Annotated in this window: 10 protein-coding genes; 2 read left to right on the top strand and 8 right to left on the bottom strand. The window is 45.2% G+C overall.

All coding sequences use genetic code 11. The features are described from left to right. Positions 1–18: 18 nt before the first annotated feature. The 4 genes from AC58QC_RS07935 to AC58QC_RS07920 all read right to left on the bottom strand — a co-directional run bounded on the left by AC58QC_RS07935 (position 19) and on the right by AC58QC_RS07920 (position 4,988). Entirely contained in the window at positions 19–1,293 is a 1,275-nt protein-coding gene (locus AC58QC_RS07935) for an alpha-L-fucosidase (protein ID WP_497414633.1), read from the bottom strand. Between the two features lie 35 nt (positions 1,294–1,328). Beyond that, positions 1,329–3,035 (bottom strand): ABC transporter substrate-binding protein, encoded by a 1,707-nt coding sequence (locus AC58QC_RS07930; RefSeq protein WP_497414632.1) that lies wholly within the window; start codon positions 3,033–3,035, stop codon positions 1,329–1,331. A gap of 99 nt (positions 3,036–3,134) precedes the next feature. After that, positions 3,135–4,070 carry a carbohydrate ABC transporter permease gene (locus tag AC58QC_RS07925; protein ID WP_497414631.1) on the bottom strand — a complete coding sequence of 312 codons (936 nt, stop codon included), beginning with the start codon at positions 4,068–4,070 and terminating at the stop codon, positions 3,135–3,137. A gap of 12 nt (positions 4,071–4,082) precedes the next feature. Then, positions 4,083–4,988: an ABC transporter permease gene (locus AC58QC_RS07920; RefSeq protein WP_497414630.1), complete on the bottom strand. Its 906-nt coding sequence runs from the start codon at positions 4,986–4,988 to the stop codon at positions 4,083–4,085. 132 nt (positions 4,989–5,120) lie between these two features. On the opposite strand from AC58QC_RS07920, the gene AC58QC_RS07915 reads away from it, so the two are divergent. Together AC58QC_RS07915 and AC58QC_RS07910 are read left to right on the top strand one after the other, a co-directional pair. After that, positions 5,121–6,899 carry a sensor histidine kinase gene (locus tag AC58QC_RS07915; protein ID WP_497414629.1) on the top strand — a complete coding sequence of 593 codons (1,779 nt, stop codon included), beginning with the start codon at positions 5,121–5,123 and terminating at the stop codon, positions 6,897–6,899. Beyond that, positions 6,896–8,416 carry a response regulator gene (locus AC58QC_RS07910; protein ID WP_497414628.1) on the top strand — a complete coding sequence of 507 codons (1,521 nt, stop codon included), beginning with the start codon at positions 6,896–6,898 and terminating at the stop codon, positions 8,414–8,416. Before AC58QC_RS07915 ends, AC58QC_RS07910 begins: the two co-directional genes overlap by 4 nt. A 125-nt stretch (positions 8,417–8,541) precedes the next feature. Here the strand turns inward: AC58QC_RS07910 and AC58QC_RS07905 are convergent, their stop codons facing one another. From AC58QC_RS07905 to AC58QC_RS07890, 4 genes are read right to left on the bottom strand one after another with little or no spacing between them, the layout of a single operon-like run. Beyond that, complete coding sequence (locus AC58QC_RS07905; RefSeq protein ID WP_497414703.1) at positions 8,542–9,432, bottom strand: glycoside hydrolase family 43 protein; 891 nt, start codon at positions 9,430–9,432, stop codon at positions 8,542–8,544. Between the two features lie 24 nt (positions 9,433–9,456). Then, the gene (locus AC58QC_RS07900; protein WP_497414627.1) at positions 9,457–11,112 is read right to left on the bottom strand and encodes an MGH1-like glycoside hydrolase domain-containing protein; all 1,656 of its coding nucleotides are present in this window, start codon (positions 11,110–11,112) and stop codon (positions 9,457–9,459) included. A 49-nt stretch (positions 11,113–11,161) separates the two neighbouring features. Next, positions 11,162–12,040: a carbohydrate ABC transporter permease gene (locus tag AC58QC_RS07895; RefSeq protein WP_497414626.1), complete on the bottom strand. Its 879-nt coding sequence runs from the start codon at positions 12,038–12,040 to the stop codon at positions 11,162–11,164. Between the two features lie 17 nt (positions 12,041–12,057). Continuing rightward, positions 12,058–12,951: an ABC transporter permease gene (locus AC58QC_RS07890; protein ID WP_497414625.1), complete on the bottom strand. Its 894-nt coding sequence runs from the start codon at positions 12,949–12,951 to the stop codon at positions 12,058–12,060. Positions 12,952–12,988: the final 37 nt, after the last annotated feature.

Below are 12,988 nucleotides of genomic sequence, written 5' to 3'. Positions count from 1 at the left end.
CTTATTCACCTCTGCCACTTATTCGATTTCCAGCGCTATTACAGTATCCACATCATCTGGGAGCTCGGCGCCGGTCAAATGAATGAATGCCCCGCTTTCGGTATCCGAATAATGTTCCGCCATCCATGGCGTGGAAACCTTAAGTTCTGAGCCGTCTGCCAGGAGTCTCGCCTTTTTGATTTTCCCCTTTAGCCCCTGGAAATAAATCGGTCCGATGCCACGATCAAATACGTGGGCATATAACATATTCCCGTTTTGCGTATAGCGTCCCCATTCAGGCTTCGGAAGTGAGGATGCTCCACATCCATAGATGCTTTCACCATTACGCCGCATCCAGTCACCAACCGACGTCAATATTTGAATGGACTCAGCCGGAATTTCTCCTCTTGCATCTGGCCCGACATTTAGAAGCATATTTCCGTTCTTACTGATGCATTCCACTAAAGCTCGCACGACCTGCTTCGGTGATTTGTAGGCATAATCCTTCGCATGATAGCCCCAGTTATCGTTGAGCGTAATACAGGCTTCCCATGGTACGTTTAGTCCGTTTTCATCAACGATGCCGCCGGGAGGAACGATTTGCTCAGGGGAATAAAAGTCGCCGGCATATACCTCTGGTTCTGCCTTTTTAATATCTCCGCCAAGTCGGTTGTCAATAATAATATTTGGTTGCAGGGATCGAATCATGTTAACAAGCTCAGTAGCTCTCCACTTCTCACCAGTCATATCATCGTACGAGAAATCGAACCACATCACATCTATTTCACCATAATTTGTAAGCAATTCCTTCACTTGTGCATGCAAATAATTCACATAGCGCTCGAATTGGGTGGAACGGTTTTCATAAGCTTCATTGTCTCTCATCGGATGAATGCGGTCCCCATATGCGGGATAATCATCGTGATACCAATCAATCAGTGAATAGTAAAAGCCGACCTTCAAGCCTTCTTCACGAAAAGCTTCTACATATTCCTTGATCAAATCCCGCTGCGCAGGTGTATTCGTCGCTTTGTAGTCCGTAAACTCGCTGTCAAATAGACAGAAGCCATCATGATGCTTCGTCGTTAGGACAGCATATTGCTGTCCCGCCGCCTTAGCTGCTCTCGCCCAAGCCCGCGGGTCATAGCGGTCCGGTCGAAACTCTCGGAAGTACGGTTCGTACTCCTCATTACTCAGCTTCTCGACGCTTCGGACCCACTCCCCCCTAGCGGGGATTGCATACAATCCCCAGTGAATAAACATGCCGAACCTTGCTTCTCGGAACCAGTCTGTTCGCTCCCAACGCTTGTTCATGTTTTCCCTCCATTTTCAAGAATCGTTGCTAACCCTTATTTTTTATACACTTTATCGTAGCCATCCTGATAGATTTTGATAAATTGATCCATGCCGGAATCTTTAAGACCCTTCACATAAGCGTCCCAATCTTTGTCAATGCTTTTGGCCCCCATGATGAACTGCAGCATAGACTGTTTGACGTAATCCGTAATAATTGGCTTCAATTGTTTAACTTGATTAGCCTGATCGTTCGTTAAGAAAATATCCGTCGGAAACTCTTCTTTCGGTTGGTGTCCTTCATACAATTCTTTGGTAGCCTTGTACAGACGGGTTTCCAAACCATCCATCGTATAGATGTCCTGGCTAGCTGCATAGGCAGTTTCTCGATATTCGGAGGAGCGAAGGCCCGGCCCCATTTGATTCCAATGGTCATTTTGCACCTGACCAACACCATATGTCGTTTCTTTCACCTTGAACTTGGCTGCGGTTCCGCGTATGTTTTTATCATTCGCATCAGCCTTCACCCAGTTGCGGCCTTCTTCCCCAGAGTTAGACAGTGTCGTGCCCTCATCTGTATACAGATAGTCAGCTAGACGAATTGCTGCTTCCGGATTTTTATTTTTATTCGTCACGGCAAACACCGAGTTCCCAATGCCAATGTAGTGAGGCGCGAACGATGCCCCATCTGGACCAGTAAGCGGCGCAATCGGATCATAGTCCTTGTGGCGCGTTGCGGTTGGCGAGGCATCTGTGAATTCGCCGAACCAGCCTGCCGGAATAGCACCAGCAATCGCTGTAGCAGGACTATTCCCTTTTTGGGAAAGCGCATCCGATTTCTGTGTAAATGCTTCCTTATCAATCAAGCCTTCCGCATACAGTTTGTTCAAGAATTGCAGACCCTTTTTAAAGCCTGGTTGGTCGACCGATGTTGCCAGCTTGCCGCCGTTCATCATGAAATAATTGTTGTCCGCATTGTAATAAACGAACGCATTCATGACGAATGTCTCAATATCCGTATGCCAACCTGTCGGTGAACCCGTGAACGCAATTTCATCTGCTTTGCCATTCCCATTCGGATCTTTTTCCTTAAATGCTTTTAGCATGTTGTAGAAATCATCGGTCGTCTTCGGTGCGCTAAGGCCGAGCTTTTGCAACCACTTCGTATTCACCCACATTTTGGCAGAAAACTGGCAGTGATAGCATTCATTCACGGAAGGTATCGCATAAATATTGCCGTCCGGAGCAGTGATCGCCTTCTCCAAATACGGAATGTCTTTGAATGCTTTCTTAATATTCGGTGCGTATTGATCGATTAACTTATTTAACGGGAGAAGTACGCCTTGTTGACCGTACAGCAGCTGTTCCTCTTTCGTTAAATTACCTTGCATGAAAATATCAGGATAATCGCCACTTGCAAGCAGCAGCTGTTTTTTCTCATTTAAAGCCGCTGATTCTCCGGGCACAAGCTGCCAGTTCAAATGAATATTCGTCTTTCCTTCCAAATATTTGGTAAACCAATTCGTATTCAAATCGGCAATGTTCGCGGATTGCGGCGCAAAGGCACTCATTGTAATTTTATTTTTAGTAATAGGGAAGCCAGTAGCATTAAGTTCTTTTCCGCCGCCTGAGCTTCCAGCCTCTGTAGAACTTGCGCTACCCTGTGGATCATCATTATTGGACGTGCAGCCAACTACAGGCAATGTTATGAGTAAAATCAGGACCGCCGATAACCAAGTTTTTCTGGTTCCTTTACTTACCATGCGCAAACCCTCCTTGTTTTTCATAGCTATTTAATTCCCATATGGTTACTACCTGGTCAATTGCTTCCCGGCATCCCTCCCCTCAATGTGTAACTGGATTCACCCTTTCAGAGAACCAATCAGTAGTCCTTTCACAAAATGCTTTTGCACAAAAGGATATAACACAAGAACAGGCGCGCTCGCTACGACGATCAGTGAATATTTAAGAAGTTCCTTTAAGCCTTGCCGATCCGCAAGTTCTTTGACATCCTTTATCATCGTTGGATCAATGGAGTTCAGGATGAGAATGTTTCGTAAAATAAGCTGCAGCGGATACAATTTAGGCGATTTCAAGAAAATCAACGCTTCAAAATAGGAGTTCCAATAGCCAATGGCATACATAAGTACGAGAACGGCGATGATCGGTTTGGACAGCGGGATGACGATTCGAAGTAGAAACTTAAAATCGCTGCATCCATCCAAATGTGCCGCCTCCGTTAGTTCCGAAGGAATCGATGTTTGGAAAAACGTCCTCGCCAGAATAACTTGCCATACCGAAATGGCACCAGGAATAATCATTGCCCATCTCGTGTCGAGCAGCCCCATTCCTTTAACTGTCAAATAATAGGGAATTAACCCCCCGTTGAACAGCATCGTAAAAATGAACAGTGCAGTGATGACGTTACGTCCATAAAAGTTTTTGCGTGAAAGCGGGTAAGCCGCTGTTATCGTCAACGTCACGCTAAGCAGTGTCCCGAAGAAGAGATAAAACAAAGAGTTCCCGTACCCCGTCAAGATTTGCGGATTCTGAAATACGGCTTTATACCCTCGAAGGGTAGGTTCAACAGGGAACAGCCACACTTTGCCTGAGATCACAGCTGACGAGGAGCTGAATGATGAACTAATGATATAAATGAGCGGATAGGCCACAATGATTAAGCAAATAACTAGAAACACATAGACAAAGAACAAATACATTCTGTCGACACTATTTTCAAGAATGCGTGTAGGTGCCTTTCTCGCTTTGAGCAGCACGGTTTGCTCGGAATTAACCATATCATTTACCTCCTACCACAAGCTTGTCTCAGAATTTTTCCTTGCCACATAGTTGACCACAATGAGCAGTATTAAATTGACAATCGAATTAAAAAGTCCGACAGCTGCAGAGAAACTGAAGTTCGCTCCAACTAACCCCATTTTGTAAACATACGTAGATATGACCTCGGACGCCCCAACATTAATCGCATTTTGCATCAGATACACCTTCTCGAATCCAACGTTCATGATTTGCCCAGCATTTAGAATGAGTAAGATAACAGCCGTCGGCATTAAGCTCGGCAAATCGATATTCATCATCCGTTGAAACCGGGATGCACCGTCTACTTTTGCCGCCTCATACAAATGCGGGTCTACCCCTGCCAGAGCGGCAATGTAAATGACCGAGGCATATCCTGTGAACTGCCATACGTCGGAAAGGACATAAACGGTTTTGAAATACGCCGGCTTTGACATGATATTTTCCGCTGGAAATCCGAACTTATCCGCTAACAGATGAACGAAGCCAAGCTGTGGAGAAAGGAACAGCATAATGATCGAAACCATGATGACCGTTGAAATGAAATACGGCGCGAAGGTGACTAACTGGACAGTCCTTTTAAAAATCCCGTTTTTCAGTTCATTTAATGCTAGAGCAAGTATGATCGGTGCCGGAAAGCCGACAAGAAGTGAGTAAAGGCTGAGCAGCGCCGTATTTTTGATCACCCTCCAAAAAATGGGCAGATGGAAAAAGTCCACAAAATGCTTGAAACCGATCCAATCGCTTCCCCATATTCCTTTCGTGACCATAAAGTTCTTAAAAGCGATTTGGACGCCAACCATCGGTATGTATTTAAAAATGATCAAATAAACGAGTGATGGCAGAATAATCAGATAGAGTTGCCAGTTTTTCTTTACCATTTTAAGTGCTATACTCATGGTACTCCCCCTCGATGCAATGACTATCCGCTTGTATTAAGCGCTTACAAATCCAATAATAACGGAGTGCGGCTCATAATTATAGTGATCATTTTTAAGCAGGCAGTGTCCGTTTATAAGGTGGTGTGATCCGTGAAACTGAAGCCTGCTTTCAGCTATCAGAACTTGTCGATTGTAAAAAAAATGGCAATAGGCTACATTTTCATCATCTTCATTCCGATTATTTCATTCGGCCTGTTCCTTTATAACCAAAACTACAATAGCTTTCTCGAAGAGTATGCGCAAGGCAGACAAAAAATTGTGAATCAAGTCCTTAATAATGTCAACGTAAGTACGGTACAGATCGAATCTGCGTATCAGCTATTCCAAAATAATTCGAACACGATTGCCTATTTAAGCGGGAACTACCGGAGCGATTTTGAGCAAGTTTCCAATTTTTTGACCTACATCAGACCTTTGTTTTCTTATATTTTGTCATCCAATCGAATGATCGATGGGATGACCATCTACATGGAGCAGCAGAACGGTATGATTTTCCGTCCCGAAATGGCCAAGATGGACGAGTTCAAGCTGGATGAGAGCATTAAGAAGCTTCCGCTAGGTATAGGTAAATGGATAACGTTTACTAATGGCTCAGATCAAGACATCAATCTACATTATTTCCACAAAATTGGAAACCGGAATTTCGAGCAGGACATTGGTCTTCTCGATATCAAGGTAACCTCTAATTTCATAAAACCTTTATTGGAATCGCTTAATTTAAACAGCAGAAGCAATTTTTATGTACTAGACCAGGATTATCAGGTCATTTCTCATATTCAAAAGATCCCCTTATCCAAAGATTCAGAGAAGGCCTTACTATCCCAAGCTTTTGGGCCAAATGCGAAATACGCGTATCACACGATTAACGGAAATAAAATGCTGATTGAATCATTTTATTCTGACAGCCTTAAGCTGCAGTTTGTAATGATGGAGCAAGTAGACACCGTCTTTATTGGGATCAAAAAAAACAAGTATCTTCTCGTATTAATCGTCGCACTCCTTTTATTACTTCTTTCCGGCATCTACTATCTGATCGCCAGTTCGATTACGAAGCGCATTCTGAAGCTTTCCAAGCATATGCGGCAAGTTGACGAAAACCATTTCCCTCTCTATCGCGGGGAAATTAATAAAGACGAAGTCGGACATCTAACTTCCTCTTATAATGCGATGATCAGGCGCATGGATGAGTTGGTTAATACCGTCCATCGTTCGGAAATGCTGCGAAAGGAATCAGCCTATCTCATGATGCAGGCGCAAATCAAGCCTCATTTTTTATACAATACGCTCGAATCGATTCGCATGATCGCAGAAGCCAACGATGACCCCGAAGCAGCTGAGATGTCCTATACGCTAGGCAAGCTATTCCGCTACAGCCTATCAGGAGCGAAAAACGAGACTTCACTTCGGGAAGAAGTGGAAAATGTCAAAGACTATATTAAAATCCAGCAAATTAGATTGGCTGATCGCCTGAAAGTATCTTTTGAGATCAACGCGGCTATCGATAATTTTCAATGTCCTCACTACATGCTGCAGCCGATCATTGAGAATAGCATCGTTCACGGGATCGCGAATGTAAGAAAGCAAGGCTCACTTTCGATCCGTATTTGGGAAGATGCTGCGTTCATGTTCATTACCGTTGTTGATTCTGGTACTGGCATTGAGAAAGAACGACTTGTACTCATCCAAGGCGTGTTAAATGGCACCATGGATGTCCATCCTTTGCAGAAGGGTGGCGGAGGTATCGGGATTATGAATGTAAACGAACGTGTAAAAATGTTTTTTGGCGAAGGTTCGGGTATTCAACTGGAGAGTAAGCTTAATGAGGGGACGACATGTATACTCAAGTTAGCTAAGGGGGCAACGCCATGAGGTTGATGGTAGTCGATGATGAACCTATCATCTTAAATGGGATTATCCGTATGATCGAGAGAGCGCATACTCCGTTTATCGAGATCGTCGGCGCTGCTGACGGCATTGATGCGATGCACAAGCTAGCGGCCTTTCAGCCTGATTTGATCCTTACAGATATTCATATGCCTGAAATGGACGGACTCACGCTGATAAAGGACATACAAACTCTTAACCTTTGCAGCCGGTTCGTTATCTTAACTGGTTATAGCGATTTTGCTTATGCCAGACAAGCACTGCGCTACCAAGTCATCGACTATTTGTTGAAACCGATTAATAAGGAAGAGCTCATCAGCGTACTGGGTAGAATCGGGAGAACCATTCAGGAGGAACAAAAGCAAATCATCGAGCATGACCTACTTCTGCTCAAAGAACATATCCTATTCAATACGCAGTTGGAGGACTTGACGCTTAAGCCTGAACAGTTGCACTCCCTGCTTCCCCATCCTTATACGACGATAATCGTCATTCAAGCAACCGAGCATGTACCGCTTTTGACAGCCGAAAGCCTCACAGGAATGAGTGCACATCTAGCACGTATTTTCCAGAAACATTACACATTCCAATCTCGCTTCTTGCAGCAAACTGTCATGATTGCGAATAGTGTGCATAGCCCTATAGATGAAGATCTACAGCTTGCATGTGACGAGTTGTTCGATACCGCGAGAAAGCAAGGCAGCGGATATTGTATTGGGGTCAGCTTCAAAAAGAACGATAACGAGCATATACGCGATCTGTATATTGAGGCAATGGCAGCGATGTTATTCAATCGGTACTTTTCCTCCAGCAGATTAACTTTCTATCTACCAGAGTCGGAAAACATTCGTCATCACTTTGATCATCTTGTACAATACATTGAGCGTTCAATTGACAAGCAGCTTACTCTCGAGCAGATTGAAAAGGATGTGCAGTCCATACTGCCTCATTTCCCAGGCAATACGGAATGTAATAACAAGCTTCGCGAGCAGTTTCTTATCTGTATCGGTGTTTACTTGCAAAGTGTTGGCCTAACACCTGAAACCATCTGGGGTGAACATGCAGCAACCAAGCTATTTGCATCGAACAGTACATTACATGCAGATATCCAGATCTCGGAGATCATCGCACAGCTCATTCAATATACTCGCACCACTGACCACCACCAGCCGAACATCCATACAATTGATAAAATTGTCGCTTTCGTGGAACAAAATTACAAGCAGGATTTATCGCTTGATGCGGTTGCCGATCATGTGCAAATGCACCCCAATTACATCAGCATGTTGTTTCGGAAAGAGATGGGACTGACCTTCCTTCACTACTTGCATACCTTTCGACTTGCCAAAGCCAAACAAATCATGCAAGAGAATCCGGAATGGCCGATCAACACGATTGCGGAGCTAGTTGGTTACGAAAACCCACGGCATTTTTTCAAGGTATTTAAAAAATTCGAGAACATTACACCTGGGCAATACAGGCTTGAGAGTTCTTCTTTTTGAAGTTCTATTCGACCTAAGCGCCCAGACTCACTGAAAAGGGGACAGATCTCAAATGGATCTGTCCCCTACAATTTGTCCGATAGGGGGAGTCGCTGACTCCCTCTTATTTAAGGACAACTATTCATTTACACCCCAAGTACCCTCAGCTTGCCATCCTTCTCTTCAATTTCAAGAAAATGAGGCCGCTCATTCGGCGTTTGATTTGGGGAGTGGATCGCGAGCATCAAGCTTCCCTCAAAGGTATGGAATAGCATCGCATGCCCTCCATCGCTCCGAAACAGTGCTTCCTCCTCCTGTACCCATGGACCCAACACGTTCCCGGATACGGACTTAGCAACACCTAACGCATACGTATTATTAATAAAACTTGCCCACAGCATCAGCAAATCCCCGTTCGCTGCGCGATAGAAGGACGGACCATCCGTCACGTAGTTATCCTGACCTGGGAAACGCGGATGCTGGAAGGATGTAGGCCATAAAGCTTGCGAAGCGGAAAATAGGACGACAGGTTCACCGATAATGTCCTTAAGATCCTTGGTCAAGCGTACTGCACAAACCTGACCATCACGCACTTGCTGCCACTCACGGCAAAATACGATCCAAGGCAGCCCCTCGTTATCGATGAACAACGTCCCGTCCAGCGAGCACCAGTCCTTCGGCGTTACGGGGCCGTCACTGTGAGGCGTGAAAGGCCCTAACAGACTGTCACTTGCCAAGACAGCTGTTCCAAGCAAATTATTGTCCTTCCGGCGAAAGGTCGCGAACATAAAGTAGCGGTCCTCGTATTTGTACACTTCCGGTGCCCAGAAATTGTTCTCGGCATAGAAGTCCGCTCCTGGTCGAAACACACTATGCGGACCCTCCCACTCCTGCAAGTCCCGTCCCACGTACACGTCAAATCCGGTCCCCTTACCCCAAATATTCGCGTCGGTGCTGCCAAACAGATAGTACTGCCCTTCCTCTTTTATAGGAACAACAAAAGGGTCTCTAATCTGTATATCACTATTTTTTATCATCGCCATACCTAGCTACCTCCTGAATTACCGATACGTTGGATAAATAACGCCCAGATCGCGCACACTAACAAATCGCCCTTCTAAAAGATCTACCTGCTCATTACCTTTCACAATAAGTGAAATTTCTTGACCTTCATACGAAACGGTCCCCTCAATGGTACGAACACTCAACCCGATGATGGCTTTCAGTTGACCGCTGCGATCTGTCACTGCCCTAGTCCCGAACGGTATCTGCAAATAAGCTTCTCCGTTGCGATAAACAGTGCTGCCGTCTCTTGTCGTGATGAACTCAAACGTGACCCCATCGACGATTCGACTATAGCCAGTCTCCGCAGCCATGATCTCACCGTGATCCTGCGGATACGGCACCAATGAAGTGAACCATAGCTCCCCATCCGGTCTTGGCAAAATTCCACACAACCGCTCAACGAAGTCCAGCAGGCACAAAATGGCTGGCGAATAGGACTCCGTAAATCCTTCCTTCCCCGTCCAAGGGCTTACCGTTTGGGCAAATCGGGTCATTTGTGCCAAGGCAGTAATGATCGGGTTCAGCACCCAAGTCAGCTCCACATAGCGATGATGATGCTCGAAGGCATGCGGCGTACGAATCAAGCTCAAGAAATTCGACGTGCCTGCCCATGTATTGTAGCTAGAAAACGGATCGAAGCGCGGATCATCCATCGCAACGGACGTGAAAGGATATTTGGCGAAAAACTTACTCGTGTTGAGCAAATACTTCCGCAGCGAAGCTGCGAAGAACTCGTCATCGCCGACCTCGCAGGCAAGCACACGCAATAAAACATCAGACTGAACACGAACAAACTCGTCGTTACGATCTACATCATAGAAGAAAGCATCCGCTTCATCGAAGCAATGCACGAACAAGCTGTCCAAGGACTGTTTAGCTTTTACGTCCCACTCCGCAGCCGCCTTCTCATCACCCAGCTCCTTCGCCATTCGCGATAAATAGAGACGCTGACAATACACATTCGCTGTCAGATCCGGCGCTAAGAAAGGCAAGGTCGGTGAATCTGGATTATACTGCCGAGCATCGTCCAGATGTGCGGAATCCGGCACATGCCAGAATCGCGGAGATAGATCATGCCCCGTATCGAATGTACAAAAGGCTTCTACGCAGCCGGTATTACGAGTATCGCGATAAGACACAAGCCATTCATCATAGCGTACCATCGCTTCATACATTTTCCATAAAAAATCTTGATTTCGCCCATTCAACGTATAGTGATTCCACACGCTTCTAGCAAGCGGGGTGACCATTTGGATTTGCCGAAAGGCTGGACCGTTCTCCGTCACTTTATACGGCAGCTGACCATCTTCCTTCTGATAATCTGCGAACAGTTGGAAGGTATCCTCCGATACCGTGGGCAGGAAGCGTGACAACAATTCATTGTTGATCGTCCCTGTACTTTCCATCCAGCAGCCTAAATAAATACCACCTTCGTTCAGTACGGGGGCGTCTCCCATTGTTGGCACAATGCAATCGAACAGCTTGCGCAGCGCTGAGTAATAGGTTTCCTCCAGTCGACCGCCAGTCGAAGTAAACTTAACGCCTGATTGCTGCCACTCTTTCAGCACATCACCATCTGTGTCTTTTTTCAGCTGACCTAACTGATTCTCTACGGACATCTCTCGAAGCCGTTCTATGATGTTCTCGCTCATTGTAAATGCCTCCCCAAAAGAAATGGACTGCCTAAGGCAGCCCCATGCGTTAACCTTTCACACTGCCCATGACTAGGCCCTTCATGAAATATTTCTGTAAGAACGGATAGAATACCAATATCGGCAATGCCGCAAGGAATACTTGCGCCGCCTTGAAAGTACGGTCTGATACCTCTGACATGTACAGTTCAGTTGACGAAAGCGTACTAGAGTCAGGATTAACAATAATCGTTTGCAAATAGCTCTGCAGCGGATAATTTGAAGGCGAGTTCATGTAAATCAAGCCATCGAACCACGAATTCCAATGCATGACCACGGTAAATAAGGTGATCGTTGCCAACGCAGGCTTGGACAATGGAATATACATGCTCCATAGCACCTTCCAGTGACCCGCTCCATCAATGTACGCAGCCTCTTCGATTTCCTTGGGTAAATTACGGAAAAAGTTCAGCAGCAAAATCATATTGAATACATGTACAGCTCCGGGAAGCACCAGCGCCCAAATGGTGTCCAGCAAACCGAGTGTTTTCATCGTCATATAGCTAGGAATAAGTCCGCCGTGGAAAAGCATCGTTATAATAAAGAACCAAGCATACATATTCCTTGCACGGAGCACAGTCGTTTCTTTCGAAAGTGGATAAGCAATCAAGATGGTAATCACCATATTAATCGCATAACCAAGCGCTACTCTTTGAATCGAAACAAACAGGCCTTCAATAAATTCCCTCTTCGTTAAAGCATGTTTATACGAGGCTATTGTGAAATCTACTGGCCAGAGCTTCACGAACCCCCCTGCCGCAGCGCTGCTAGAGCTGAAGGAAACCGCTAGCACGTTAATAAGCGGCAATAGACAGAGGAACGCTATCAAACCCAACAATAGATAGTTGATTACCAGAAATAATTTTCTGCTCGTTGAAACTTTCTGCATAGCCTTTCCCCCTGACTTTAAAATATCCGATAACCGGTATACCGATTGGCAAGCTTATTCGAAATCACAATTAAAATGAAAGCAATAACGGATTTAAACAATCCTACCGCCGTCGCTACGCCGTATTGCGCATCTACTAAGCCAATCCGGTAAACCATCGTATCAATAATATCTCCTGTGCTGTACACCATCGGACTGTACAGATTGAACACCTGATCGAACCCAGCGTTCAGTACATTTCCTAAGCTCAGTACAGTCATTAGCGTGACAATAGGCAGCATGCCGGGAATTGTAACGTGGAGTGTCTGCTTCCATCGATTAGCTCCATCTACAACCGCAGCTTCATACAAGGACTGATCTATTGCCGTCAGGGCAGCTAAATAAACGATCGTGCTATATCCGAATTCCTTCCACGTGTCGGAAGCGACAAGTGTAAAAGGAAACCAGTTTTCGTTGCCAAGGAAAAAAATAGGTTTGATGCCAATGAGGCCAAGCATCTGATTCACGATGCCGCCTGAAGGGGAGAGAATATCAATCAAAATGCCTCCCAGGATGACCCAGGACAGAAAATAAGGAAAGTAGATAATGGTTTGTACGGTCCGTTTGAAGGCCGTGCTTACGACCTCATTTAATAGCAGTGCAAAAATGACTGGCACAATTAAGTGTACGATGATCTTCATCACTGCAATGAAAACAGTATTCCATACAACACTAGTAAAATTGGGCATCTCCAGCATATAGCGGAAATTATCGAGCCCGATCCATTTGGAATGAAAGATACCTTTGGAAGGTACAAATTTTTGAAAAGCAATAACGATCCCTGCAATCGGGACATAGCTAAAGATAATCGTAAGAATGACACCAGGTAACAGCATAAGATGCAAAGGAATTTCCTGCAGTTTTTTATTCATCTCCGTTTTTACTCCTCTCCGTTTGCATAAATGGACA

Source organism: Paenibacillus sp. J22P51, from assembly GCF_059692215.1.
The sequence above is the reverse complement of the archived record's forward strand: the minus strand, read 5'-3'. Positions and strand labels throughout refer to the sequence as shown.

What these genes read in the sequence shown, in the direction of transcription:
- AC58QC_RS07900 (WP_497414627.1), bottom strand. Translation starts at nt 11,112, where the DNA reads ATGAGCGAGAACATCATAGAACGGCTTCGAGAGATGTCCGTAGAGAAT.
- AC58QC_RS07910 (WP_497414628.1), top strand. Translation starts at nt 6,896, where the DNA reads ATGAGGTTGATGGTAGTCGATGATGAACCTATCATCTTAAATGGGATT.
- AC58QC_RS07935 (WP_497414633.1), bottom strand. Translation starts at nt 1,293, where the DNA reads ATGAACAAGCGTTGGGAGCGAACAGACTGGTTCCGAGAAGCAAGGTTC.
- AC58QC_RS07930 (WP_497414632.1), bottom strand. Translation starts at nt 3,035, where the DNA reads ATGGTAAGTAAAGGAACCAGAAAAACTTGGTTATCGGCGGTCCTGATT.
- AC58QC_RS07895 (WP_497414626.1), bottom strand. Translation starts at nt 12,040, where the DNA reads ATGCAGAAAGTTTCAACGAGCAGAAAATTATTTCTGGTAATCAACTAT.
- AC58QC_RS07920 (WP_497414630.1), bottom strand. Translation starts at nt 4,988, where the DNA reads ATGAGTATAGCACTTAAAATGGTAAAGAAAAACTGGCAACTCTATCTG.
- AC58QC_RS07905 (WP_497414703.1), bottom strand. Translation starts at nt 9,432, where the DNA reads ATGATAAAAAATAGTGATATACAGATTAGAGACCCTTTTGTTGTTCCT.
- AC58QC_RS07925 (WP_497414631.1), bottom strand. Translation starts at nt 4,070, where the DNA reads ATGGTTAATTCCGAGCAAACCGTGCTGCTCAAAGCGAGAAAGGCACCT.
- AC58QC_RS07890 (WP_497414625.1), bottom strand. Translation starts at nt 12,951, where the DNA reads ATGAATAAAAAACTGCAGGAAATTCCTTTGCATCTTATGCTGTTACCT.